24 protein-coding genes and 3 pseudogenes are annotated in these 25,226 nt (G+C 32.8%); 10 read left to right on the top strand and 17 right to left on the bottom strand.

Annotated elements, in window-relative coordinates:
- Positions 1-1,079 (top strand): proton-conducting transporter transmembrane domain-containing protein (locus tag BBB02_RS05075; protein ID WP_458694614.1); only part of this gene is annotated, 1,079 nt, incomplete at its 5' end.
- Here BBB02_RS05075 and BBB02_RS05070 read toward each other — a convergent pair.
- The 5 genes from BBB02_RS05070 to BBB02_RS05050 all read right to left on the bottom strand — a co-directional run bounded on the left by BBB02_RS05070 (position 1,057) and on the right by BBB02_RS05050 (position 4,645).
- On the bottom strand, positions 1,057-1,707 hold the full coding sequence (locus BBB02_RS05070) for a VirB8/TrbF family protein (protein WP_127464174.1): 651 nt from the start codon (positions 1,705-1,707) through the stop codon (positions 1,057-1,059). The two genes, BBB02_RS05075 and BBB02_RS05070, sit on opposite strands and share 23 nt — an antisense overlap.
- A 29-nt stretch (positions 1,708-1,736) precedes the next feature.
- Positions 1,737-2,531, bottom strand: a complete 795-nt coding sequence (locus tag BBB02_RS05065) for a hypothetical protein (RefSeq protein ID WP_127464173.1) — start codon at positions 2,529-2,531, stop codon at positions 1,737-1,739.
- Positions 2,532-2,567: 36 nt separating this feature from the next.
- Positions 2,568-3,419 (bottom strand): DNA polymerase III subunit delta', encoded by an 852-nt coding sequence (locus tag BBB02_RS05060; protein WP_127464172.1) that lies wholly within the window; start codon positions 3,417-3,419, stop codon positions 2,568-2,570.
- Between the two features lie 17 nt (positions 3,420-3,436).
- On the bottom strand, positions 3,437-4,024 hold the full coding sequence (locus BBB02_RS05055; protein WP_127464171.1) for an L-threonylcarbamoyladenylate synthase: 588 nt from the start codon (positions 4,022-4,024) through the stop codon (positions 3,437-3,439).
- Positions 4,025-4,174: 150 nt separating this feature from the next.
- Positions 4,175-4,645, bottom strand: coding sequence for a hypothetical protein (locus BBB02_RS05050; protein WP_127464170.1), 471 nt, complete (start codon positions 4,643-4,645; stop codon positions 4,175-4,177).
- 75 nt (positions 4,646-4,720) lie between these two features.
- Between BBB02_RS05050 and miaA the strand changes: the two genes are divergently transcribed.
- Entirely contained in the window at positions 4,721-5,614 is an 894-nt protein-coding gene (gene miaA, locus BBB02_RS05045; protein ID WP_127464169.1) for a tRNA (adenosine(37)-N6)-dimethylallyltransferase MiaA, read from the top strand.
- Positions 5,615-5,972: 358 nt separating this feature from the next.
- Here the strand turns inward: miaA and BBB02_RS05040 are convergent, their stop codons facing one another.
- From BBB02_RS05040 to BBB02_RS05020, 5 genes are all read right to left on the bottom strand, one after another.
- Positions 5,973-7,535, bottom strand: a complete 1,563-nt coding sequence (locus tag BBB02_RS05040; RefSeq protein WP_127464313.1) for a Mur ligase family protein — start codon at positions 7,533-7,535, stop codon at positions 5,973-5,975.
- Positions 7,504-8,736: a cystathionine beta-lyase gene (gene metC / locus BBB02_RS05035; RefSeq protein WP_127464168.1), complete on the bottom strand. Its 1,233-nt coding sequence runs from the start codon at positions 8,734-8,736 to the stop codon at positions 7,504-7,506. The genes BBB02_RS05040 and metC overlap by 32 nt, the downstream gene beginning before the upstream one ends.
- A gap of 7 nt (positions 8,737-8,743) precedes the next feature.
- Positions 8,744-9,028 carry a BolA family protein gene (locus BBB02_RS05030; protein WP_127464167.1) on the bottom strand — a complete coding sequence of 95 codons (285 nt, stop codon included), beginning with the start codon at positions 9,026-9,028 and terminating at the stop codon, positions 8,744-8,746.
- 72 nt (positions 9,029-9,100) lie between these two features.
- Positions 9,101-11,017 carry a molecular chaperone DnaK gene (gene dnaK, locus BBB02_RS05025; RefSeq protein WP_127464166.1) on the bottom strand — a complete coding sequence of 639 codons (1,917 nt, stop codon included), beginning with the start codon at positions 11,015-11,017 and terminating at the stop codon, positions 9,101-9,103.
- 73 nt (positions 11,018-11,090) lie between these two features.
- Positions 11,091-12,848: an Rne/Rng family ribonuclease gene (locus BBB02_RS05020; protein WP_127464165.1), complete on the bottom strand. Its 1,758-nt coding sequence runs from the start codon at positions 12,846-12,848 to the stop codon at positions 11,091-11,093.
- 149 nt (positions 12,849-12,997) lie between these two features.
- Between BBB02_RS05020 and rpmG the strand changes: the two genes are divergently transcribed.
- Entirely contained in the window at positions 12,998-13,198 is a 201-nt protein-coding gene (gene rpmG, locus BBB02_RS05015) for a 50S ribosomal protein L33 (RefSeq protein WP_127464312.1), read from the top strand.
- A gap of 5 nt (positions 13,199-13,203) precedes the next feature.
- On the top strand, positions 13,204-14,034 hold the full coding sequence (locus BBB02_RS05010; protein WP_245970086.1) for a TomO hydrophobic C-terminal domain-containing protein: 831 nt from the start codon (positions 13,204-13,206) through the stop codon (positions 14,032-14,034).
- A gap of 143 nt (positions 14,035-14,177) precedes the next feature.
- Here the strand turns inward: BBB02_RS05010 and ubiB are convergent, their stop codons facing one another.
- Positions 14,178-15,599: a 2-polyprenylphenol 6-hydroxylase gene (gene ubiB, locus BBB02_RS05000; protein WP_127464164.1), complete on the bottom strand. Its 1,422-nt coding sequence runs from the start codon at positions 15,597-15,599 to the stop codon at positions 14,178-14,180.
- A complete protein-coding gene (locus tag BBB02_RS04995; RefSeq protein WP_007302706.1) occupies positions 15,596-16,327 on the bottom strand; it encodes a metal ABC transporter ATP-binding protein in 732 nt (243 codons plus the stop codon). The genes ubiB and BBB02_RS04995 overlap by 4 nt, the downstream gene beginning before the upstream one ends.
- Here BBB02_RS04995 and BBB02_RS04990 point away from each other — a divergent pair.
- Both BBB02_RS04990 and BBB02_RS04985 read left to right on the top strand, forming a co-directional pair.
- On the top strand, positions 16,319-17,194 hold the full coding sequence (locus BBB02_RS04990) for a zinc ABC transporter substrate-binding protein (protein WP_127464163.1): 876 nt from the start codon (positions 16,319-16,321) through the stop codon (positions 17,192-17,194). The two genes, BBB02_RS04995 and BBB02_RS04990, sit on opposite strands and share 9 nt — an antisense overlap.
- Positions 17,195-17,356: 162 nt before the next feature.
- Entirely contained in the window at positions 17,357-17,902 is a 546-nt protein-coding gene (locus tag BBB02_RS04985; RefSeq protein ID WP_241654117.1) for a leucine-rich repeat domain-containing protein, read from the top strand.
- Between the two features lie 262 nt (positions 17,903-18,164).
- Here BBB02_RS04985 and BBB02_RS04980 read toward each other — a convergent pair whose 3' ends face one another.
- On the bottom strand, positions 18,165-19,094 hold the full coding sequence (locus BBB02_RS04980; protein WP_015588425.1) for an AEC family transporter: 930 nt from the start codon (positions 19,092-19,094) through the stop codon (positions 18,165-18,167).
- 220 nt (positions 19,095-19,314) lie between these two features.
- A pseudogene (locus BBB02_RS04975) lies at positions 19,315-19,818 on the bottom strand (GNAT family N-acetyltransferase).
- A gap of 33 nt (positions 19,819-19,851) precedes the next feature.
- Between BBB02_RS04975 and BBB02_RS04970 the strand changes: the two are divergent.
- Positions 19,852-20,151, top strand: a pseudogene (locus BBB02_RS04970) (MFS transporter); the annotation flags it as partial.
- Positions 20,150-20,671: pseudogene (locus BBB02_RS04965) on the top strand (hypothetical protein); the annotation flags it as partial. The pseudogenes BBB02_RS04970 and BBB02_RS04965, both read left to right, overlap by 2 nt.
- Before the next feature lie 325 nt (positions 20,672-20,996).
- On the opposite strand, the gene argB reads toward BBB02_RS04965, so the two are convergent.
- Positions 20,997-21,935, bottom strand: a complete 939-nt coding sequence (gene argB, locus BBB02_RS04960; RefSeq protein ID WP_245970082.1) for an acetylglutamate kinase — start codon at positions 21,933-21,935, stop codon at positions 20,997-20,999.
- The gene (gene yihA, locus BBB02_RS04955; RefSeq protein ID WP_410543419.1) at positions 21,910-22,506 is read right to left on the bottom strand and encodes a ribosome biogenesis GTP-binding protein YihA/YsxC; all 597 of its coding nucleotides are present in this window, start codon (positions 22,504-22,506) and stop codon (positions 21,910-21,912) included. Before yihA ends, argB begins: the two co-directional genes overlap by 26 nt.
- 110 nt (positions 22,507-22,616) lie before the next feature.
- On the opposite strand from yihA, the gene prfA reads away from it, so the two are divergent.
- Together prfA and BBB02_RS04945 are read left to right on the top strand one after the other, a co-directional pair.
- Entirely contained in the window at positions 22,617-23,708 is a 1,092-nt protein-coding gene (gene prfA / locus BBB02_RS04950) for a peptide chain release factor 1 (RefSeq protein ID WP_127464162.1), read from the top strand.
- Between the two features lie 118 nt (positions 23,709-23,826).
- Positions 23,827-24,372: a leucine-rich repeat domain-containing protein gene (locus BBB02_RS04945; protein ID WP_241654117.1), complete on the top strand. Its 546-nt coding sequence runs from the start codon at positions 23,827-23,829 to the stop codon at positions 24,370-24,372.
- 262 nt (positions 24,373-24,634) lie between these two features.
- Here the strand turns inward: BBB02_RS04945 and BBB02_RS04940 are convergent.
- Positions 24,635-25,226 (bottom strand): AEC family transporter (locus BBB02_RS04940; RefSeq protein ID WP_179948506.1); only part of this gene is annotated, 592 nt, incomplete at its 5' end.

Below are 25,226 nucleotides of genomic sequence, written 5' to 3'. Positions count from 1 at the left end.
TTTCTGGAGATTTGCTTACTACATTTATTTTTTATGAGCTTCTAACTATTAGTACATACCCTTTAGTTACTTATAACTCAACAAATGAATCAGTGGTTGCAGGGCGCTATTACTTTGGTGTGCTGTTTTTCTCTTCTTTAGTGTTATTTTTTCCTGCAATAGGCCTTTTATACAATGAATTTCATACTTTAGATTTTGTAAGTGGTGGAATATTCAAATTTGATACTTCACTCATAACTTTTATTGCAGTGTGTTTTGCTATGTTAATTTATGGGATAGGAAAAGCTGCATTAATGCCGATGCATTTTTGGTTACCAAAAGCAATGGTTGCACCAACTCCTGTAAGCGCACTACTACATGCCGTTGCTGTTGTGAAATCCGGAGTTTTCATCATCATAAAAGTCATATTATACACCTTTGGCGTCGATACCATGCAACGTTTTGTGCAGCAAAATTGGTTTGCTGGAGGATGGCTTCCGTACGCTGCTGGATTTACTATTATTACTGCATCGTTAATTGCATTAAAGCAAAAGGAATTAAAGAAATTGCTTGCTTATTCTACTATCTCTCAGTTATCATATATTATATTGTTTGCTTCAATTTTTAGTGAACTCAGTATGAGGGTTGCAATTTTTCAATTAGTTTGCCATGCGTTTGCAAAAATTACTTTATTTTTTGTTGCAGGTAGCATAATAACAAAAACGGGTGAAAAATATATAGATAGAATTCACGGTATAGGACGTAGTATGCCAATTAGCATGACAGCATTTACCATAGGTGCATTATCCATGATAGGAGTACCTCCTGCTCCGACCTTTTGGAGCAAATTTCTCATCTTTCAAGCTGTTTTTAACTCTAGTAATGTAACACTTTCTATATTTGTAGCTCTGGTGTTAATTGTCAGTACTATACTCAACGCTCTATACTTCTTACCGATAATTTACAATGCTTTTTTCTTAAAACCTTCTAGAAATTATTTTATTAAAAAGACACCAATCCTTCTAGTTTTACCTCCAGTTCTTACTGCTGCGTGTACTGTAATTATTTTTTCAGTAATCATCTATACTTATAATTATTAACAATAAATTTAAATGGTACTGTTCCAGCTAGAGTTGCTTTTATATTTGACAAAGTGAAGCTGACCTCCACAGCATAATCTTTCATCTTCTTATTTTGCTCAGCTGTAAAAACTACAGTAGCGTTTCCAGCAAATGTAACTAAGTTCTTGGTCAACCGGTCAATAGATAGTGTTGTTACGTTTGTGCTGGTAATTTTTCTTGTGGATGAAACAGCTTCATTTTTTACTTTTTCCTGAAAGTCTTGATAGATTTTATATATAGAATTGTTTTTTATAAAATTTTCTTGATACTTTGATTTAACGATCTGAGAGGACTCGTATGCTTCAACGTATTGACTTACCAAATACCTTGCTATGGAAGTGTATTCATCTTCTTTTTCACTAAAACTAAGTTTATGTATTGTAGAAAACTCATCTTCTGTGTGGTTCGTATACTTCACAAAATTTAAATCTTTTTTAACAGGAAGTAATAGGTATATGTTTAGTAATGATAAAAATAAACATACTAAGAGAAGTAACGCTATTAACGCCATCCAAGATCTTTCTACAACGCAGAACAGGTATCTGTGGCAATACCATTCTACTGCTTTCCTGAAATAACTTTTGTTTTTTACTGATTCAACTTCCATAACCTAATTATAATAACTCTAAAAAAACTTTAAAATATGTCTAAATTTTCCAAAATAGGATGAATGATTATATCACCTTGTTCTGCAATAAGGTGAAATTTATCAATTTTCTTCACATCTAAATTTATCATTTTTACACTGAAGCTTTCAGGATCATAAGTATTACTTTCTGCACTTTTGTGATAATTATAGTAGTGTAATTTATTTTGATCATCAAAATAACCAAATTCATCAGCAAGGGTTCCCACTTTTCTGCCTTTACCGTCTCTGACTAGCTCAAATAGATCAATTACATGGTTTTCAGATCCAGGCTCAATAAGACCTTCTACAGCAAAAAATTTAGGTGCATGACCAACATACTCCTTAAATTTTAGATTATTAGTCTTTTTTACACTACCAAAATCCACGAATTTATATTCATCTGAAAGATCAGAATATTGTGGATCATACTTTTTATATTCAAAAAACTCATTACCTAAAAAATTACAAAACGTTAGTTTATAGTCATCATGATTGAGTTTAATAACTTTAAGATAATGAAAATCTCTAGGAATCTTTACTTCTTCTTTCGTAATATGATTAAGTATGACTAACTCGCCACTGAGCATGCGATGGCCAATTTTTGGCAAAGTAGCTATATTGATTGCCTTATTGAGCTTAAAATTTGCTTCATAGATACCACTTGACAGCTCCTTCCCTTTTTCTAAAGTGACGTCTTGGTCTAAAGCTGTATTCTTGAGTAAACTCAATTCTTTCTGCATGTTCAATATGGTTTTTGTTAAAACTTCTATTGATTGCCATAAAGTTAATTTATTATCAGTCAAACTATATACTTTAAGTATTAAATTATCAGGATTTTATCATGAATTTATGTTAAAAGTATTATATTTTTGTGTCATGATGTTAACTACATTAGCTAAAACATGCTTTTTATCTAAGCGAAATTGCTTTGCAGCAACGAAAAGTTCATCTATTTCTTTCCACTGACTTAGCAGAATTTCAACATTATTTACTTCTTTCTTTATACTTTCTAAAATGGAGGTTTGAATTATATGTGATGCTAGTTCTAGCTCAATCTCACTATTAATTATTTTATTAACTATATCAGAATTATTTAGATTACGGAAAAATGTATAAAAATGCTTATGTGACTCATAAGCACCACTGTTTATTGCATTTATTATTACTCCCGGAGTTCCAGGAAACAAAGTAATGATCTCACTAAATATTTTATCGTCAAATTTACATTGAGATGAAACAACCTGCTTTGTTTCATCGTAAGTTAATGGAAGTAAATTCAGCTGAAAACACCTACACCGGATGGTGGTTTGTATATCATATGGTTTATGGCTAATTATAAGTATTTTAGAATTTTGTGGCGGCTCCTCTAATATTTTTAATATTGCATTTTTAGCATTATTAGTCATTGACTCTAAGCTATCTATTATAGCTATTTTATATTCTGATTGAATGGGGCTTAAGTGCAAAAAGTTTTTCATTTCTCTCACCTTTTCCACTCCTATTGTATCACCTTCAACAATTCGTAAGTCTAATGCTACTTCATCATAATTTTTTATCAGAAACCAATTAGAAAAGGATTGTGCAAGTGTTGCTTTTCCTATACCTTTTTTACCACAGATCAGCCAAGATTGAACAGATAAGTTGTTCATTATCCTTTTTTTTGCTTGGGTGTGGCCTATCACTTTTTTCATTCTTTCTCCTATAGATCTTAGTTTGAAAATGCGTTATTTATTGTTTGTAATGAAATTTTACCTTTTCTTAAAACCTTAATCTTGTCTCCAGTTAAGTCAATAATAGTAGATTCTATACCAGAAACTAATTCATCATCTTCAATTACTGCAGATAAGTGTTGCTTAATAGACTGAGGTATATCTCTTGCTTTGCATATACTTTTTTCTCCTGAAATGTTAATACTAGTTGCAACTACTGGAGTTTTCAGTTCATTTAATATTGAAATCGCAATAGGATGATCAGGAATTCTTATGCCTATACTATCTTTAAAGAACTCATTTGGTAATATACTGTTATCTTGAAGTGGTAAAATATAGGTCATTGGTCCAGGAGAAAAATAGTTTATTAAATCGATATACTCTTCCTTTACCTTTGCTATATTTATCAAACTATCAATATTACTAACAAATACAGAGAGTGGCTTGTTTTGAGAACGCTTTTTTATTCGATATATTTTTTCTATAGATTCGTTACCTAGCGCATTACAAGAAAGAGCATATACTGTCTCTGTTGGAAAGCATGCTAACAAATTATTTTTTATTGCATTTATTACTTCAAATACCATATAGCTAAAACTTATGTCTACAATAGCTCTGGGTTTACCGTTATCTCCCTATATGGTAGCAATCAAGATACCGAAATGGCTAGCGCGCATCTATTGTATACTTACAGTAAATTTTATCAGCAACAACTGCTCGTTTTTACAACAGATTTACTACAATCCGAACTCCGCATTGATTTTATCGACTATCTCCTGTGGTGGATCATCTCCCCATCCTGAATATAAAATCTCTCCATAATCTGCAACATCTATAGAGCCAGTTCTGCTTTTTGCCAGAAACATTTCTCTTTTATCTTTATCAACTAATACATAGTGCCAAGCTGACCTTCCACGGTCTTTACCACGGACTAAGTATATGAGATCTGATCTACTTCTTCTTGTTGCATCAGCAAAGGATCTTTCGTTGATAGTTCTGCTTTTACTCTTTATGCCGCCACTTTCAGAAAAAGCTTCCTTGGCTTCAGCTTTTTTGTTTGCCAATTCAGAAATTTTTCCTTTTGCTCCTAGTGCATGTTCTTTGGTATTTTGAGATGAATACTTACTGGAAAAACCTCCTCTTGTCTCATTAGAAGTCCTATTTGTAAAACGCTTAGTAAACGAGTTATCGTTATCATTTTCTGCCATAAAAGTCTCCAAATTTTAGATTGTAGAATCCAAATTTTTACTACACCCTATCATAGGTTAGTTAAATTAATATAAATGAAAGATAATATAGTAATTATTACAGGAATTACAGCCTCAGGTAAATCAGAATTATGCGATAACTTGATAAAAAAGCATAAAAACATTAGCATAATAAACTGTGACTCAAAGCAGGTATACAAAGAGATTCCCGTAATTACTGCTCAACCACCAAAGCAGAAAGAATTTTATAGGCTGTACGGTTATGTTTCAGCAAGAGAAAATTATTCCGTAGGTTTATGGCTAGAGGATTTAAAGAGGGAAGTTAACAACGCGCTGAAAAATTCACGAATACCGATCATCACTGGAGGAAGTGGGCTTTACATTAGCAGCTTAATCAAGGGATTATCATCGATTCCACAAATAAGCCAGGAAGTGAGAGAAAACGTAAATGAACTTAGAAAAAATTTAAGTAAAGAGGAATTCTACAAATTAGTGCTAAGCAAAGATCCAAGGATTCAAGGTAAAATATTTATTAATGACTCACATCGCCTCTCAAGAGCACTTGAAGTTATCACTGAAACTGGCAAGACAATCTTTGTATGGCAAGAAAATAGACAGCCTCCTTTGTTCAATAATTTTAAGGTATATACAATTCTACCTAAACGTGAGGATATATACCGAAAAATAAATTCTCGTTTTATTGAAATGGTTGAAAATGGAGCAATTGATGAAGTAAAAAACCTACTTAGTATGAACCCATCTCCACATTTGCCAGCTATGAAAGCACATGGAGTACCAGAAATTATAAGATACTTAAAAGGCGAGATTACTTTAGACGAAGCAATACAGATTGCTCAAACAAACACAAGGCATTATGCAAAACGCCAGTACACTTGGTTTAAAAACCAGTTCCCAAGTTCTGAAGTAATTGACTGTGCAAGCAAATTGACAGAATTTGGAATATTTTGATTATTATGTATTATATTGCTATGTCTATGCAAACTTTTCTTGATAGTACTAAACTTTTTTCTTAAAGAACTTTCATCATTGCCTAAATTGTGATTATTAAATTCTTTGTAAAAATATTCTTACTTATGAAGCACTACTATACCTGTAAGAGCCTTTATCACTAAATGAACTATATCACGCAATATTTCATCCTCAATTTTTCTATATTCTCTCACTAATCTTGTAACCACAATCTCCACTTTCATATCCTTGTATAGCTCTTCTCATAATAGTAGGAACAAGATAAGATAGTGATTTAGTATAACAAGAAGGTAAAAATGCCAGCAGCGTACAGTTATGAATTAAGGAAAAAAGCCATTCAGGCGTTGGATGAAGGAGAGAGCAAAACAGCAGTAGCAAATTTTTGGCCCTCTCTAATAACTTCAACATCACTAAATTCAAGGGATTGGCCTTCTATTATTTGGAATCTTTCATGTCCTTTTCCTGCAACTAGCAGAATCATATTTTCATCATGTGCTATATTTATACCTTTCTCTATAGCTTTTTTTCTATCTCCTATCTCCAGTGCATCAGGGCAATGTAACAAAATATCGTGACGAATTTTCCCCGGATCTTCATCACGCGGATTGTCATCTGTGACTATAACTTTACCTGCAAGCATTTGTGCTATTTTACCCATCTCTGCACGTTTTGTTTGATCACGATTCCCGCCACAACCGAACACTAGAACTATCTTTTTATTGAAGTGCCATTTTAAAGACAACAGAGCTTGTTTGAGTGCACTTGGAGTATGAGCGTAATCGACAAATGCAAAAGTGTTCACTTTTTCCATTCTTCCAGGTAGAGAAGCGAGTTTATCTATACACATTCTTTGATAGTCCATACCAGATGAAATAACTATACCGATTGCACACAACAAATTATATGCTTGAAATTGCCCAAAAATCGGAAAAAATGCGTTATAAATTTCATCGCCGATTTGAATTGTTAGGTATTGACCATTGGCAGTGGGTATCTGCTTTAATAAAGTAATGTCAGAGTTTTTTTTTCCATAGGTTATAACTTTGTTGCCACGCTTTTCAGCTATGTTGAGCAACTCTCCATATTCGCCTATATCTGCATTTAAAATCGCTGTTTTCTCTTTTGGCAATACCTCATCAAACAACCTTTTCTTGGCCTCAAAATACTCATCGATACTTTTGTGATAGTCCAAATGATCTTGAGAGAAATTAGTAAAAGCTGCAGCATTGAGCCTAAGTCCATGGATTCTGTATTGATCGATTCCATGGCTTGAAGCTTCTAATGCTAAGTGTTCTACGTTCTTATTATTTATGTCACGCAATGTGGAATAAAGATCATCTGCACTTGGCGTTGTAAGGCTATTATCTTTTCTATTATTATTGACACATGTTCCCAGTGTTCCTATAGACGCTGCATTATCTTGCCAAATCTGGCGACAAAACTCCACTACTGAAGTTTTACCATTCGTACCAGTTACAGCAGCAATATATTTAGGTTGTTTGAATTGATAAAACCTGCTGACTATTTCACTGTATATTCCTTGAGGGTCCGAGTGGTAAAGCACTGCAAAACTTGGAGTACTTGTCATTCGAGTGGCGGACACTGGAATCCAGTTTTCATTATACAATTGTCTAGTATGCTTATTTACAATTAAATTTTCTGGACCCCAGTGTCTGAGCAGTGGGATGACATCTTTCTTGGCCCCTTGTATTACAACGTCTACACAGTTGTGTACACATCCAGTAGGAAGACATGTTACGTGTTCTTTACTCCTTTCTGACACACAAATAAAAAGGTAACCTTCTTTAACTCTCTTAGGATTACATGTGACGCCTTTGATTTCAATATCAAAGTCAGCATTTACAATGTTATGCAGTAGCTCTTTCAGTCTCACAATCATCTTTAACACTTGAACATGGCAGTCTTATTAATGCAGTATTCAAGTCAAAAATCAAATCTTCAGGATCTTCTAGTCCGCAAAATATTCGCACAAAACTTCCACCATAATCTGAATTCATGACAGATCTTGACATAGATCTATGGTCTACTGGTATTATCAAACTGTCACATCCTCCCCAAGAAGCACCAATGCCGAAAACTTTCATGTGATCAACCATGCAGCTTAGTTCCTCACATGAATATTCTCTATCTAGTACTATACTAAATACACTACTTGCCCCTTTGAAATAACTTTCCCATAATTCATATTGAGGATGGGAGGGAAGTGCTAGATACAAAACTCTTTTGATTTTTGGATGTTTTTCCAGCCACTTTGCCACTTGCATTGCTGTACTTTGATGCTTCCTCATGCGTGTTTGCAGTGTTCTAAGTCCCCTGTGTGCAAGGTAACAGTCATGCGATTGAATGGTGACTCCATAATTTTTATAGCTCTCATAAAGGAATTTAAAAGTTTCACCTTCAGCAACCATAGCTCCCATCACTAAGTCTGAGTGACCAGCTAGATACTTTGTCACCGCATATAGTGCAACATCAATTCCATAATCAAGCGGCTTAAACAACAAAGGGGTGGCCCATGAATTGTCACAAACGGTTACGATTCCACGTTCTTTAGCAACTTTTACTATATGCTCTATATTTGAAATCTCAAACGTTATAGAACCGGGAGTCTCAATCATGATTAGTGAAGTATTACTCTGAACTAAATCAGTTATATCCTGTGTCGGATTATAAAAAGTTACTTCTACTCCTCTTTTTGGTAGTTCATTTTCGGCAAATCTCTTTAGTCTATAATAACTATTATCTTGTATCAAGACATGTGAACCTGCTTTAGTGAAAGTCAAAATAGCAAAAGTAAGTGCAAATAATCCAGAAGGGTAGATGAGTGCTTGCCCCCTACCCTCAATTTCAGCCAGTGCATTTGAAAAATAATGAACAGTAGGCGTACCAACATTACTATAGCTGTAATCCCTTGCAACACCATCATTGATCACATCATATATACTCTCCCCATTCGCTGCACTTAAGTAATCCTTGTAAGTAGGAAATAATATGGTAGAAGAATGATAAACTGGTGGGTTCATCGATCCTTTATAATCATTAAATTTTCTTCCTGCTTTAACTAATAAAGACTCTCCTCTCACGTTTCTACTATTTATTTTTTAAATTATATTCACTTTGCGTATATAAGTTAAGAGAAATCGCATGTACTCGTTCTATTTCACTCTTTAATAATTCATAGATCAATTTATGCCTCTTTAAAGAACTCATTCCAGAAAAGTCGTTAGATATTAATACTAATTTGATATGTGAAGGTAGTGTTGAAGAAGAAGCAAAATAATGATCTACATGCTTTGCTGATTCATCGATAATATTAATATCAATTACACCTATTGAATCGTGTAATTTTTCTTCTATTGTCTTAATAATATCCACAATAGTTCCTTTAAGCAACAATACGCTCCTCTTGTCATCCCACAGTATCTGGGCACTGGGATGACAATCGAATTACTTATTTTCCTCTTTATCATCCATGTCTTGATAATCAGAATCTACTACTTTTTCTTCCTCATTATTTGTTGTGGATGAGCTTTCTCCACCTTGTTGTTGTTGAGATTCCTTATACATAGCTTCTCCAAGTTTCATAGATAACTGAGAGAGGTTAGTAACTTTCTGTTGTATTGAATCAGCATCATCAATGTTGTCAGATTTACTCACTTCCTTTAACTCATTAACTGCATTTTCAATAGCAGATTTATCTTCTGGAGAAATTTTATCACCATATTCTGTCAGAGATTTTTCTGTAGAATGAACTAAACTATCCGCTTGATTCTTCACTTCAATAAACTTTTTGCGCTTTTCATCTTCTTGCGCTTTTTCTTCAGCTTCTTTTACCATGCGATTTATTTCATCATCAGATAAACCACCTGAAGACTGAATACGTATTTTTTGCTCTTTTCCAGTAGCTTTATCTTTTGCAGAAACGTGCGCTATTCCATTTGCATCTATATCAAATGTCACCTCAATTTGAGGAACCCCACGAGGAGCAGGTGGTATTCCTTCTAAACTAAACTGACCAAGCAGTTTATTATCAATCGCCAATTTTCTTTCACCTTGATGTACCTTAATTGTAACGGCTGTTTGGTTATCTTCTGCAGTTGAAAATACCTGAGATTTTTTAGTAGGAATAGTAGTATTACGTTCAATAAGTGGAGTAAATACTCCCCCTAAAGTTTCAATACCAAGGGAAAGTGGAGTTACATCAAGTAGTAACACATCTCTTCTTACATCACCTTGAATAATTCCTGCTTGTATTGCAGCCCCAATTGCTACAACTTCATCAGGGTTAACTCCTCTATGTGGATCTTTGCCAAAGAATTCTTTAACTTTCTCTATGACTTTTGGCATACGAGTCATGCCACCAACAAGAACTACTTCACCAATTTGACTAGCAGACAAACCAGCATCTTCAAGAGCTTTTTTGCAAGGAATTATAGTCCTTTCAATTAAATCATTCACTAAACTTTCAAGCTTTGCTCTTGTTAGCTTCATATTTAAGTGTTTTGGACCACTTGCATCAGCTGTAACAAACGGTAGATTTATTTCTGTTTCCATTGCACTTGACAATTCTACCTTTGCTTTTTCTGCAGCTTCTTTGATTCTTTGCATAGCCATTGGATCGTTTTTCAAATCAATGCCATTACTTTTCTTGAATTCACCCAGTAAATAATTTACTACTGCATTATCGAAGTCTTCCCCTCCAAGGTGAGTATCACCATTTGTAGCCTTTACTTCAAAAACTCCGTCACCTATTTCAAGAACTGAAACATCAAATGTACCACCACCAAGATCATACACTACTATTGTGTGTCCGTGCTTTTTATCAAGACCATAAGCAAGTGCTGCAGCAGTTGGTTCGTTAATTATTCTGAGGACATTTAATCCAGCAATTTTTCCTGCATCTTTTGTTGCTTGACGTTGAGAATCATTGAAGTACGCCGGCACTGTTATCACAGCATCCTTTACTTCTTCCCCAAGATAAGCCTCAGCTGCTTCTTTCAGGTTTTGTAGTATAAATGCACCAATTTGACTAGGAGAGTATTCTTTACTATCAGTTGTTTTAACCCATGCATCACCATTTTTTGCTGCAAACACTTTATACGGTACACCTAGATTCTTCATTTCAGGATCGCTATATTGGCGACCTATCAATCTCTTAGTTGCAAAAAAAGTATTATTTGCATTGGTAGTTGCTTGCCTTTTTGCTGGAGCGCCAATCAACCTTTCTCCAGATGAAGTAAATGCAACTATAGATGGAGTAGTTCTTGCTCCTTCTTTATTCTCAATTACTTTTGTATCCTTGCCTTGCATTATTGCAACACAAGAATTTGTTGTTCCAAGATCTATACCTATTGCTCTTCCCATAATGAATACTCCCTTTTAAATATTATCTGATGTAAAATATATAAGTATAAAACTCGTTAATTACAAGTTCCGTTTAGTTGTTAGAGCCCAAAAGGCGCGAAAGCCATTTAGTTAACCAAAAGTTGCCCGGTAGTTTATCTGAACTACCAGCTTCTTTATCCCTGCTATTCACAATTTGACATCCAGAATTCTGCAATGGCTTATAATCATTAAAATTAATATGGTCTCCTTGCTTTAAAATAAATGTATCTGCATCTAAACTATTATCAATACTAACATTTAATATAATATTGAACTCTTTTTCGATTGTAGAAACCATATCACGCTTATTATTAAAAATGTGCGCTATAACTGCACTGCGTGCTATTAAATCAAAGGACTTATTTTGATTTTTATTAGCAATATGTTGCAAATCCCTTAGTATCGATGCAACAACCACTTCGTTTGATTTCACTCTTCCAATACCTTTACAGCGTAAGCACTCTGTAGTATTAATTTCCTGTATATTTGGTTTAATTCTTTGTCTTGAAAAGACCATTAAACCAAAGTCATTGATAAAGCTAAATTGAACTTTAGCTTTATCATCTTTAAACGCCTGCTTAATAGCAAATTCAACATTTTTGCAATACTCAAGTTTCAACATGTCAATAAAATCAACAACTATTAACCCTGATAAGCCCCTGAGATTCGCTTGCCTTGATATTTCAGATAATGCCTCCATATTAGTTCTATAAGCTGTTTCTTCTATGTTATCTTCTCCTGTCATTTTCCCTGAATTTACGTCTATTGAAACAAATGCCTCAGTTAAGGTTATCACCAAAGACCCACCAGATGGCAATTCTACTCTATTGCTATATAATTCAGAAATTTGATCTTCGACTCGATAGTAAGTAAAGATTGGAACAGAACCTCTATATAATCTAGGACGCAATTTTCCTTGTAACACATTTTTAGTGTATTTTCTTACCGCTTCACAAACTTCTCTATCAGATACTATAATTTCTGTATCATTACTACAAAAGTCACGTACAGATCTCATAACTACATCTGCTTCGTTGTAAATTAATGATGGAACATTTAAAGAAGAGAAGTTTTGCTGGATATTTTGCCATAATAAGGTCAAATTATTGTAATCTTGCTCAATTTCTTTCTTACTTTTTCCTGCACCAACAGTTCTTACTATTAAACCTGAGCCTTTTGGTAAATTTATTGAATTTAATATATCCTTTAACTGTTTTCTAACGTTGGTATCTTCAATTCTGCGAGATACTCCACCCCTACTTATGGAATTGGGCATGAAAACACAGTATCTACCGACCAAAGTTACGTATGTTGTAAATGAAGCTCCTTTATTTCCTCGTTCTTCTTTAGTTAATTGAACTAATAACTTTTGATTTACTGAAATCACATCTTGTAACTTATATTTTCTATGTAAAGGTACCCCCCTCACAAAACTACTGCTGGATTCATTACTAGCTGTAGAATCTAGGCCTTCTTCTGTGCAATTATCATTTGAACAGTCCACACCGCTCGAATAGTCTTCATCAGGGAAAATTTCCTTCTCTTTTTCTGGAATATTAAAGTAATTTAGAGATATCTCAGAAAAAGACAAAAAACCTTGCTTATTTTTTCCATACTCAATGAACACGGCCTGCAAAGCAGGCTCTATACGCTTTACATAAGCAACGTATATATTACCTCTTAATTGTCTTTTTTCCTTGAATTCTTGTTCAAACTCTACAACCCTACCATTAACTAGTAGGGCAACCCTTACCTCGTTAGAACAGGTAGTACTTTCTATCAATAATAACCTTTTGCCATCACTCGCCACTTATTTACCGTCTACTTTTCATTCTGAAATGTTCTTATGCTACTTAATATATTATTGATTGTCAAGAATTTTGCGATCTGCATTATTGGGTTGACTTTTAGTGTTTTGCGTAATAAACTTGCATAGAGTTTATTATGTTACTAACAATTATGGTGAAAAAAAATGCTTCTTTGCTTGTCAAGCTAGTTAGCACTGCAACTAAAACAACAAAAACTGGAGAAGAGAAACTAACAGGCTATTTTTGTGTAAAAAAACGTAATCCTAAGAACCTTCCCAAGAAGCTCGAGTTTAGGAAGTATGACCCAGTGGTCAGAAGACACGTATTATTTAAAGAAGAAAAATTAAAGTAAGTTTATTGTTATATACATCATGTTTACAAGGAATAACACAAGATAACGAGGAAGTATTGACTAAACTTTTAAAACATAAGGAGCTAGATTTTAGTCAAATAAAACCAATACCAGCTATAGAACGAAATCAATGGGTAAAGCAAATAATTGAACGAACTATTAAAGAGCAATTAACTGATACTATTGATAAAAAAGATTTGGATGGTGTGAAAGAATTAGTGAAAGATAACTGTTTCATAAATCATGCAATTGTTACTGCTGCGTTGAGGAATGTTCATAATCCAATCGAATCTATTAAAAATTATCTAATTGAGAAATTTCCTGCAACTGTAGAACAGTCTTCAGCAAATGCACATAATGTTGCTCCGGAAATAAACGATGAGTTTATTGCTCAAGAATTGCAGCGACTTGAAAACCTGGAAGGTGAACTTGAAAGAACAAAATCTCAACTTGCAGAAAAAGAGCAAGAGTTGAATAGGGTCGTAGATGAAAGAACAAGAGACACTGACAAAATTTCACAGTTAGAAAGGGATTTTAGGCAAGAGAGATTAGAACTTCAAGCTCAAAATCAAGACTTAAAGAACAAAAACAAAAAACTTTCAGAAGCAAACATTTATAATAGAAGGCAAAGTAACTATTCCTCTGCTTCTTTTGTGTTATTTGGAGCGTTTGCTGTTGGTGCATGTTTAACAATATCGAATTTAGAAATATGTATTTCACTTGCTGTAGCTGCATTTGTCTTCCTTACAATTGGATGCTACTGTTCATATAAAGCAAGTACAGTACTGAGTGATGTGATAAGCACTGAGCTTGGTAATGTTATCTGTTTAGGATGAAGTTAAGGTTTTTACTTCTTGTCTAAACTCTTCTGAAAATTTTTGTACATACTGAAAATACCTTGATAATTCGAGTGAATGTAAACCTGAGTGGTTTCAAGACTGAAATAGTTGTTGTAAACTTGCTTCTATTATCTTTTAGTTCAAGAAATTAAAAGTTTAACGATGAGAATTATAATTACAGACCAAAGTAAAAAGTAGGCTTTTCCATTTGATCTATTTTTCACTTGTAATTTTTTGTCAGCTATTAGGTTTAATTTTTCTATAAGGCTAAATATTCCCTGAATTGCTTTTATGGGATAAGAGCTTTTAATTTTTTCCCTATACCCTATTTTACTTTCATGTTGATTGTTTATCCATGTTTCAACTACTTTCCACATATTGATTTCTGGATAGACTTTCCTACATGTTCCTTCTAATAAAATCATAGTTTTCTGCAGCAATAACAATTGTGTTTGAACTTTCATATCAAAATCACCAGTTATTTTTAATAGCTGAGTAAGTAATCGAGCAAATGAAATCTTCTGTATAGGCTGTCCAACAATGGGTTCACCTATTGCTCTGCAAGCTGTAACAAAATTTCTATGCTGTGATGGAACATAACCGGCTCTAAAGTGCATTTTTGCAACGTGATCATAATCCCTATTTAAAAAGCCTTTGAGTATCTCTATAACGTAATAGCATGTCTCACGATCTATTCTACCCATGATTCCACAATCCAGGGCAATAATATTGTTATTACTATCGATCATTAAATTTCCAGGATGCATATCAGCATGAAAAAAACAATCCCTATATACCTGATTACAAAAAGATTCTATAAGATTGATAGCTATTTGCTTGCGGTTATTCAGCTTTTCAACTTCGTATATTGGTATAGCTTCCATCCATTCTAATGTTAAAACCTTTTTTGAAGTTCTACTCCAATCTATTTCAGGTACGTAGAAACCTCTGTCATGTTTAGTATTTTCCTTCAGTTCCGAAGAGTGGGCAGCCTCAAAACGTAGATCTAACTCTAATCGGCAAATTTCAGCAAAAGTTTTGACTAATTCAACTGGCTTCAGCCTTTTTGATTGTTCACTAAATTTTTCTGCAATTTCTGCAAGCCAAGAAAGCATTTTTATATCCCTTGAGAATGTTTTCTCAATATTTGGCCTCAAAACCTTTACAGCAACTTCCTTACCCTCAATTGTAACTGCTCTATGCACCTGAGAAATTGATGCTGCTGCAATTGGCTTTTCAGAAAAACTTGAAAAAATGTCGCTTAATTTACAATTAAACTCACTTTCTATAGTTTTAACTGCTATTTTATACGAAAATGATGGCAATCTATCACATATCAATAGCAAGTTATTTGTTATGTCCTCATTTAAAATATCAGTGCGTGATGAAATGGATTGCCCAAATTTAATGAACACCGGACCTAATCTTTCAAGAGCACGCTTTAGTTTATGACCTTGTATTTTATTTATTGATTTTTTTGATGGTGGAAGTAAATAAGGTAACACATTGTAACGTGTTAGCACTGTAGTTATTTGCAGAAGACGTAGAATATTTTGAATCATTTCGCTGCGTAACTGCCAAATATTTCATTTATCTCCATAATTTCATCAGGTTTACCTTGATAATAGATAGTATTATTTATGCAAATTATGTAATCTGAGGATGGTAGAGCAGAGTTAAGGTCATGAGAAGTCATGAGAATCGACACTGATCGTTCTTTTGCGATTTTATTTATAATATCATAAAATTTAGATCGTGCGTTAATATCCATTGCACTGACTGGCTCATCTAAAATGATCAAATCAGATTCTGAAATTAAACAGCGTGCAAGCAGCAGTAATTGTGTTTGTCCTGCAGAGATTTCTAATACTTGATTTTTTAGGATGTTACCGATACCAACCAATTCTATTGCTTCTGTAACAATGGGTTGATTTTTCTTCAATTTCTTCGAGGAGCTATTGAAAAGGAAAGACTCAACTGTTATTGGCATCAAATTACCAATACTAAAATTTTGTGGCATATAGCTAATTTTTATATTGTCAGCGAATACAATACTGCCAATAAAACCTTTATTTATACCAGCAACTGCTTTCACTAAAGAGGTTTTACCTCCGCCATTTGGACCAAGTATTGTAACTATATCTCCTCTTTGTACTGATATGTTGATATTATCAAGAACTTTTTTGTTACCGTATGAAAGAGTAAGGTTTTCTATTTTTAGAATGCAGTTATTGACACTACTTAATTTTTTGGCAAAAATTGACTTCTTCTCAACATTTATATGAGACATTTACTGTTTTTTTTTCTATTACTTTCATTTACATTATACTACAATAGTGCCTTTTCATCCAATTTAAAAATTGTAGCTACAATCAAACCTATACACTCACTTGTAGCTTCTGTTACAGATGGAATTTCAAAGCCAGAACTACTAATGTACGAAGTAGTGTCTGAACATAACTACATGCTCAGGCCTTCAGACGCAAGTAAATTAGAATCTAGCAATATTATATTTTATATCGATGATTCTTTGGAAACATTCATTAAAACTTTCGCTAAAGAAAATAAGAAGTTAATACCGCTATCAAGTGCAATCGATCTACTTCCTGCTCGAACACATTCATTTTCTAGTCACATTCAAGATGAAAAAGATTTGCATATTTGGCTGAATCCTGAAAATGCAAAAAGTATGATACTTTCTATCAGTGCAACATTATCTAATATAGATAAAGAAAATGCCTATCGATACAATACTAACGCAGAGGAGGCTATAAGAAAGATAGACCAAGAAGTAGAAAAAATTACGAAAGAATTGGATGAGTTAAAAAATCAAAAATACATAGTTACTCACGATGCTTATCAATATTTCGAAAAATATTTTGATTTAAGTTACCCAAGCGCCATTCTTTCTATAGAAGAAGATTCTTACATAGGTATGAAGAGTTTAATGAAATTAAAAAAGGTAATGAAAGAGGAAAACGTTAAATGTATTGTTTCTCATTCACGAGAGGATAGCATAAAGCCTAATGTCTTTTCTAGTGACGTAAAAATGGTGATTCTTGATCCTATTGGATCAGATGTAGAGCCTGGAAAGGATGCATATCTAGATATAATCAGCAGCATTGCACAAAATTTCAAGTCTTGTTTCACTGAGTAATGAGTTCTTTTGGGTTGGCTGGAGGGGGTAATGTTACTTTTTGATGGAAATTTGAAACAAAGCATAGGTATCAGGTTAAAAAGAAGTAAAGTTAGTTGTTCATAAGGTTGACAATTATTTAAATTTATGCTATAATTAGCAGCTCTATAACTTATAGAAACCATGGAAGTTGACTTTAATCAATATGTTAATAGTAACACCTTAGAGTTAAATAATCTATATGTATATATGGAAAAGCTAGTAAACTTTTTACAGAAAAAGCAAAATATTACAAGCTTGACTTTATCTAATTGTTATATTGATGCTCAGTGCGGAGAAGTTTTAAATGAAGCATTAGAGAATATTAATCTTCCAAATATTACTGAGTGTAAATTAACTTCTAGCATTATTGGCGCAGAAGGCTCAATAGCAATCACTAAATTGTTAAAGAATGGTAACTTTCCAAATCTTGTTAAACTTGATTTAATTTCTAATGATATTGATGTTGAAAGTGGAATAATATTAATGAGTGCGCTAAGGGATGGTAGTTTTTCAAATATTAAAGAATTTAATTTACTTTATGACAACGTCTGCAACGAAGGCATAGCAGCATTACGTGAATCATGGAACAACAATATGCTTCCAAATCTTATTAAGTTTAGTTTTCCCTTTAGTATTACTAATGATAACAAAGATATGGAAATGTCAAATGAATACCTATTCGGTTAATAGCATCATATAGAAAAAGGCAAGTTACATTTATTTGTTGCTGCTCATAGAACATCCAAATTCAACTATAGACCTGCTAAAAGGTGTAGGAAATCTTACTGCTATTGACATTATTGCGAAAATTCCATCAATTGATAACTTCCTATTCTGTGTGAAAAAATAAGAAAGGAGAGGAAAAAAAGGATTAGTTTCTTTTATGATTATCCAAGAAGTCTAGTCTAAATTCAAGTTTTGTGAATAGGCCTAGCGCTTAAATTTTTGATCAAAAAGGGACAAGTTTAGTAAAAAATAATGATATTATAAGTGGAACATAAAATAGTCCCACTGCAGTACTAATTAGGAGCAATAAAGTAGCTTTATCTGGTTGGTAATTTAAAATATTAGCAAGTATTATACTGGACCCAGAAATCGGAATAATAGCCAGTAACATCAGTGCTTTATAGATGCTTTCATCATATATACCTGTAACATGCTTGTCTAGTAAGACAATTCCCAAAACAAATAACGGCCAGAATATGTACTTTGCTACAATAGTGGTCAAGGCAAGCTTCCAATCTACTTTAAAATTTGTAATTTGTGCAATACTTACTCCAAGCAGCACCATTCCTAATGTGATAAATGTACTTCTGATATTTATCATAACATCTGTCAAAAAAGTTGGTATTTGTATATCATATATACTTAAAAAGAAGCCTAGAATCATCGCATATAATGAAGGAAGTTTGAGTAACTTTAATACGCATTCTTTTGCAGTATAGATACCATTTGCAGCTATATAAAATCCCAAGCTATTTTCAAATAGTGCCATTCCTATGTAACATACAACATACACAGACACTGAATCTTCATCAAATAAAGCCATGGCAATCGGTAGACCAAAATAACCCATGCTTGTGCTGCCCGAGCTAAACGCTAATATGTTTCTCGTGTTGTCCTTAAATAAAAAAGAAGAAAGATAATACACTGATAAGGACATAGTACTACCTATAAACCATATCAAAATCGGCAGAGAAATTACTTTTAAATTAACTTCTGTATGAGATACTCCGTATAAAATCACTATTGGATTAGCTATATAAAAGAGTATTTGAGATATAGTATTTCTATCAATTTTAAGATATCTTCCTGCTAAGTAACCAATAAGTATTGTAATGTAAATAGGTAATATTTTGAGGAAAAGAGTGAAGAACATACTAGCCTATTGTGATACCTTTGACTGATAAAGTGATATTAGATTTTAAGGTATTGTAAAAGTAAATAAAATTTATTTTCCAATTAATCAAGTTCATAGTTAGTTAAAAAAGATTCACTGAGTGCCAAAATTTGAGGACCTAAGAATAATATTTTTATGATAAAATTTGTTAAATTTGTATAAAGCCTCTTGTATGTTTTTGTAAACCACTTGTAATAATTTAATCAGAAATTCTTGCCTTAATCATTAAAATCGTACTATTATTTTCCATAATTTTTTTAAATCCAACTTTTTCGTAAACACGGATTGCACGAACATTTGCTGTATCTGGGTCAACAAAAGCATTTTCAGAAACTTTAAAGACAAATTCGTTTAAAAATATATTCAAAGCTTGTGGACCAATGCCTTTGCCCACATAATCCAGCTCTCCGATATACCAGTCTATAGCAGCACAGCTTTCTGGAAGCTCAGAAGTATCGTAGCCCTGCTCAGGTGGAAAATCATGTTTGTTATAGTATTGAATATAACCAATATCAACTCCGTCACAATTAATAATGAATGCATGCATTGGTTTTTCAATAATTTGTGTCTTAAGTTTTAAACGTTTGAATCCTTTGACATAATTGCTATATTTTTTCTCAATTAACTCTGGTGTCTAATTTATATCCGCATCCCACCATAGCTTTACGTGAGGTGTTTCTAACCATTTTAATAATAGTAAAATGTGATATTCTTATTCATTAATTGAAAATCTCAAATGTTACTACCATTTCTGTTAATCCTGTCTCTAATTGCTAAGTTCATTGAAATTGATATTTCTGTACCTAGTTTTCCTGATATAGTACGCTATTTTAACGTACCGGAAGGCACAATTCAATTAACTATTGCTTATAATTTTTTAGGCTTTTGCATAGGAGGGTTGTTTTTTGGTCCATTATCCGAATGTTATGGTAGAAGGAGAATGATGATCATAGGTAATACTTTTCTATTAATTGGTGCTGTTGGTTGTGTTGTTGCACCTTCAGTTTTTTATCTTCTAATTTCCCGATTTATTCGGAGGTGAAGATGTTGATGATATTATTGAAGTCAGAGTATCTGCAGTTATGGATCTACTGCGTGATTATACTAAATTGGAAGATAATAAAGAAAACAGAGAGTTATTAATAAGTGAAGTAGCAGATAATTTAGGGCTTTTCTTTCAAGGTAAAATAGCATCAGAAATATTGAGAGAGTTTGATAATGAAATATTAATGCATACAGAAGGCATAGAGAATAACATAGGTCAATATATAATAGAATTAAGATCTTTACCTTTTTTGATAAAAGGTCAGGTTAATCATAATCAAGTGCAGTTTGTTGTAAATATTTTTACCAATTTAATTATTGAAGGAAAAAGCGAAGTATACAAAGAAAAAAATGCAATTAATGCAATTGATGCAATTCATAAGGAGATAGATAAGGCAATTGTTGAGCAAGAAGAAAAAGCAACCAACAAACAAGATATAGAAAATGATAAATGGACAGACAAAATAAAAAAACAGAGATTATCTATGGAATCACATGGGCATTTACATTAAAGATACTGTGTACAGAGGCGTAGTATACTAAATCCAAAGCGTTTGTAGATTCGATATCTTCAGTAACTTGACGCAGAGAGAATTGTATACCTTAATCAACTTTTCTAGCGGTATCCATAAGGTAAATCATTATTTGAGTGTTACACCTAAGCCCTCTTTATTTTCCTCTGTTATCAAGCTAAAAATACCATTTGTTTTCATTATGTATACGAAACTATTATGCTTGCAAGAAAAAAACCCCTAAAAAACTGGAAAAGAGAATAGGAATTTGACATAAGCTATTCCAAAATTTTCAATGTTCATATGGTTATAAGCAGTACAGCTATTAATCATCCATTATTGATATACCTGAATTATTCTCAGTAAATAAATCAAGTATAATGTTAGGTACTCTACCATCAATTATGTGAACAACCCCTGCACATTCTTCCACCATTTTAGTATATGACATAAGCCTTTCAACAAATTTTTCTCCTTCAATTTTTCCACAATCAATCGATTCTTTTAAATTTTTAATCAAGACTCTTCTATTGCCAACTTTGTTTATTTCCTCATCTGTATCACTCAAGATTATCATTTTAGATGCGTAAACTGCAAGTGCAATTGCACTTGCAGTGCTATCAGTATCAATATGATATGTTTCTCCATTTTTTCCATAACCGATAGGTGCAATAACTGGTATAGAATCTGATTCTTCAATAAAGAATAATATATCAGGATTGATTTCAGTTGGTCTACCGATAAATCCCATGTCTAGTATTTTTTCAATATTATTTAATCTATTTTCCCTAAGCGTAGTGCTTATCTTTTCAGCTTTTATGAGGTTGCCATCTTTTCCACATAGTCCAATAGCTGAACCACCAGCAGAATTTATATGCTGAACAATTTTTTTGTTAATTGAGCCACACAGTGCCATTTCAATGATTTTCATAGTGCTTTTGTCTGTAAGTCTGACACCATTTATAAACTTATCATTCATACCTAGCATTTTTAACACTGAGTTAATTTCATATTCTCCGTCATGAACTACCACCGGATTTATACCAAGCTGTTTCAACAGAACAACATTATGCGCAAAAGCACTAAGCAGCGTTTCATCTGAAATTATTACACTGCTGCATTTGATGATAAAAGTTTCGCCTACAAATTTAGGTATGTTAGACAGAACTTCAAATAATATTTCTGTTTTTTCCTTCAATGGCATCTTACCATTTAAAGATTCATCACTTTTCATTTTTTTATCTTGTAAATTTGAAAAACTCATCTCTTACCTTGGTGATTTTATGCTTAACACGAATGCTTATTTGATGAATTGATACATGTTCATTATTAACCCACTTTTGAGTATTTTCTAGAATAGCATCTAGACTTTCCTGATTCACTTTATCTATTTTTGTTAGCACAATATTAAAGTCAATATTATTACATATTAACCAATAAACAAAGTCTTTGTCTATTTCTTTTAATCCTACCTTGCTATCTATAAGCACAAACACTCTTTTTAGATTTCTCCTGTGAATTAGATAGTACTCAATTAGGTTTAAGTATTGTACTGCTTCTTCCTTGCTTGCACAAGAATAGCCATAACCCGGTAGGTCGACAATCCTAAACTTATCATTGTACATAGAGTAAAAATTTATTTGTCTAGTGCATCCAGGTTTAGAAGAAACTCTTGCAGCTTTTTTGCTGTTTATCAGCAAGTTGATTAAACTTGATTTTCCTACGTTTGATCTACCAGCAAATGCAATCTCTGGAGCTGACTCATCTGGTAATGATTTTTTGTCTGAAGCTCCAAATATGAAGCTGCAGATTGATGTTATCTGTTTTGCCATTATACTTAGGTAGAAATATTCGAGACAATTATAGTGTTATTGCTTGATATAAGAAATTTTTTATTTCAGTATATATTACTTACTTAAACAGCTGAAAACTAGACCTGTACTATATGGATATAGAGAATAATTTACAAGACTTAAAAAAAAAGTTTTCTGATGTAGAGAGAAATCTGGAAAACCCTACCAATTTGAGTCAAAAAGAATTCGTTAGTTTTTCAAAGGAATACTCTGAACTCAGACCAATTATCGAGATAATCGATGAATATAATATATTAAAAGAGGAAATTTCAGATTTAGAAGAAATCATGAAAGCTGAGAACAGCGATGGTGATATAAAAGAGTTAGCAAAAGAAGAACTTCTTGAGAAGCAAAAGATACTATTACCGAAAGTAAAAGCAAAACTAAAGTTGGCATTATTACCCAAAGATGAAGATGACTCAAGAAATGCAATATTAGAAATTAGGGCAGGCACAGGCGGAGAAGAAGCAGCATTATTTGCAGCGATGTTATTTCGTATGTATCAAAAATATGCAGAAAGAAGAAATTGGAAGTTTGAGCCAATAAGTATTTCTAATACAGGTATAGGTGGCTATAAGGAAGCTTCTGCACTCATTAATGGAACAGAAGTTTTTGCAAGACTGAAATTTGAGTCAGGGGTGCACAGAGTACAAAGAGTGCCAGAAACTGAATCCTCAGGAAGATTGCATACTTCCGCAGCTACTGTTGCAATATTACCTGAAGTAGAAGAGGTTGACTTTGAAATAGAAGAAAAAGATTTACGCATAGATGTTTATAGATCCAGTGGTCCTGGAGGGCAATCAGTGAATACAACTGACAGCGCAGTAAGGGTCACCCACTTGCCAACAGGGATAGTTGTAATACAGCAAGATGAAAAATCGCAGCACAAAAATAAGGCTAAAGCGCTCAAAGTGTTGAGAGCAAGGCTATACGAAATTGAAAGACAAAAAAAAGAAATGGAAAGGTCAACAATGAGAAAAAGCCAAATTGGTTCTGGAGATCGCTCTGAACGTATAAGAACTTATAACTTTCCACAATCAAGAATAACAGATCATAGAATTAATCTCACTTCACATCGATTAGAACAGATTATAAAAGAAGGTGAACTAGATGAATTTATTGAGGCATTGATTTCACGAAATGAAGCAGAAAGGTTGGCTGGAGGGGGTAATGTTACTTTTTGATGGAAATTTGAAACAAAGCATAGGTATCAGGTTAAAAAGAAGTAAAGTTAGTTGTTCATAATGTTGACAATTATTTAAATTTATGCTATAATTAGCAGCTCTATAACTTATAGAAACCATGGAAGTTGACTTTAATCAATATGTTAATAGTAACACCTTAGAGTTAAATAATCTATATGTATATATGGAAAAGCTAGTAAACTTTTTACAGAAAAAGCAAAATATTACAAGCTTGACTTTATCTAATTGTTATATTGATGCTCAGTGCGGAGAAGTTTTAAATGAAGCATTAGAGAATATTAATCTTCCAAATATTACTGAGTGTAAATTAACTTCTAGCATTATTGGCGCAGAAGGCTCAATAGCAATCACTAAATTGTTAAAGAATGGTAACTTTCCAAATCTTGTTAAACTTGATTTAATTTCTAATGATATTGATGTTGAAAGTGGAATAATATTAATGAGTGCGCTAAGGGATGGTAGTTTTTCAAATATTAAAGAATTTAATTTACTTTATGACAACGTCTGCAACGAAGGCATAGCAGCATTACGTGAATCATGGAACAACAATATGCTTCCAAATCTTATTAAGTTTAGTTTTCCCTTTAGTATTACTAATGATAACAAAGATATGGAAATGTCAAATGAATACCTATTCGGTTAATAGCATCATATAGAAAAAGGCAAGTTACATTTATTTGTTGCTGCTCATAGAACATCCAAATTCAACTATAGACCTGCTAAAAGGTGTAGGAAATCTTACTGCTATTGACATTATTGCGAAAATTCCATCAATTGATAACTTCCTATTCTGTGTGAAAAAATAAGAAAGGAGAGGAAAAAAAGGATTAGTTTCTTTTATGATTATCCAAGAAGTCTAGTCTAAATTCAAGTTTTGTGAATAGGCCTAGCGCTTAAATTTTTGATCAAAAAGGGACAAGTTTAGTAAAAAATAATGATATTATAAGTGGAACATAAAATAGTCCCACTGCAGTACTAATTAGGAGCAATAAAGTAGCTTTATCTGGTTGGTAATTTAAAATATTAGCAAGTATTATACTGGACCCAGAAATCGGAATAATAGCCAGTAACATCAGTGCTTTATAGATGCTTTCATCATATATACCTGTAACATGCTTGTCTAGTAAGACAATTCCCAAAACAAATAACGGCCAGAATATGTACTTTGCTACAATAGTGGTCAAGGCAAGCTTCCAATCTACTTTAAAATTTGTAATTTGTGCAATACTTACTCCAAGCAGCACCATTCCTAATGTGATAAATGTACTTCTGATATTTATCATAACATCTGTCAAAAAAGTTGGTATTTGTATATCATATATACTTAAAAAGAAGCCTAGAATCATCGCATATAATGAAGGAAGTTTGAGTAACTTTAATACGCATTCTTTTGCAGTATAGATACCATTTGCAGCTATATAAAATCCCAAGCTATTTTCAAATAGTGCCATTCCTATGTAACATACAACATACACAGACACTGAATCTTCATCAAAT

This window comes from Wolbachia endosymbiont of Bemisia tabaci, assembly GCF_003999585.1.
Classification (GTDB): domain Bacteria; phylum Pseudomonadota; class Alphaproteobacteria; order Rickettsiales; family Anaplasmataceae; genus Wolbachia.
This window is presented reverse-complemented; position numbering and strand designations above follow the sequence as displayed.

What these genes read in the sequence shown, in the direction of transcription:
- BBB02_RS05070 (WP_127464174.1), bottom strand. Translation starts at nt 1,707, where the DNA reads ATGGAAGTTGAATCAGTAAAAAACAAAAGTTATTTCAGGAAAGCAGTA.
- miaA (WP_127464169.1), top strand. Translation starts at nt 4,721, where the DNA reads ATGAAAGATAATATAGTAATTATTACAGGAATTACAGCCTCAGGTAAA.
- BBB02_RS04980 (WP_015588425.1), bottom strand. Translation starts at nt 19,094, where the DNA reads ATGTTCTTCACTCTTTTCCTCAAAATATTACCTATTTACATTACAATA.
- BBB02_RS05055 (WP_127464171.1), bottom strand. Translation starts at nt 4,024, where the DNA reads ATGGTATTTGAAGTAATAAATGCAATAAAAAATAATTTGTTAGCATGC.
- argB (WP_245970082.1), bottom strand. Translation starts at nt 21,935, where the DNA reads ATGAGTTTTTCAAATTTACAAGATAAAAAAATGAAAAGTGATGAATCT.
- prfA (WP_127464162.1), top strand. Translation starts at nt 22,617, where the DNA reads ATGGATATAGAGAATAATTTACAAGACTTAAAAAAAAAGTTTTCTGAT.
- dnaK (WP_127464166.1), bottom strand. Translation starts at nt 11,017, where the DNA reads ATGGGAAGAGCAATAGGTATAGATCTTGGAACAACAAATTCTTGTGTT.
- BBB02_RS04995 (WP_007302706.1), bottom strand. Translation starts at nt 16,327, where the DNA reads ATGTCTCATATAAATGTTGAGAAGAAGTCAATTTTTGCCAAAAAATTA.
- ubiB (WP_127464164.1), bottom strand. Translation starts at nt 15,599, where the DNA reads ATGATTCAAAATATTCTACGTCTTCTGCAAATAACTACAGTGCTAACA.
- BBB02_RS04990 (WP_127464163.1), top strand. Translation starts at nt 16,319, where the DNA reads ATGAGACATTTACTGTTTTTTTTTCTATTACTTTCATTTACATTATAC.
- BBB02_RS05060 (WP_127464172.1), bottom strand. Translation starts at nt 3,419, where the DNA reads ATGAAAAAAGTGATAGGCCACACCCAAGCAAAAAAAAGGATAATGAAC.
- BBB02_RS05050 (WP_127464170.1), bottom strand. Translation starts at nt 4,645, where the DNA reads ATGGCAGAAAATGATAACGATAACTCGTTTACTAAGCGTTTTACAAAT.
- BBB02_RS04945 (WP_241654117.1), top strand. Translation starts at nt 23,827, where the DNA reads ATGGAAGTTGACTTTAATCAATATGTTAATAGTAACACCTTAGAGTTA.
- BBB02_RS04985 (WP_241654117.1), top strand. Translation starts at nt 17,357, where the DNA reads ATGGAAGTTGACTTTAATCAATATGTTAATAGTAACACCTTAGAGTTA.
- rpmG (WP_127464312.1), top strand. Translation starts at nt 12,998, where the DNA reads ATGGTGAAAAAAAATGCTTCTTTGCTTGTCAAGCTAGTTAGCACTGCA.
- BBB02_RS05040 (WP_127464313.1), bottom strand. Translation starts at nt 7,535, where the DNA reads ATGATTGTGAGACTGAAAGAGCTACTGCATAACATTGTAAATGCTGAC.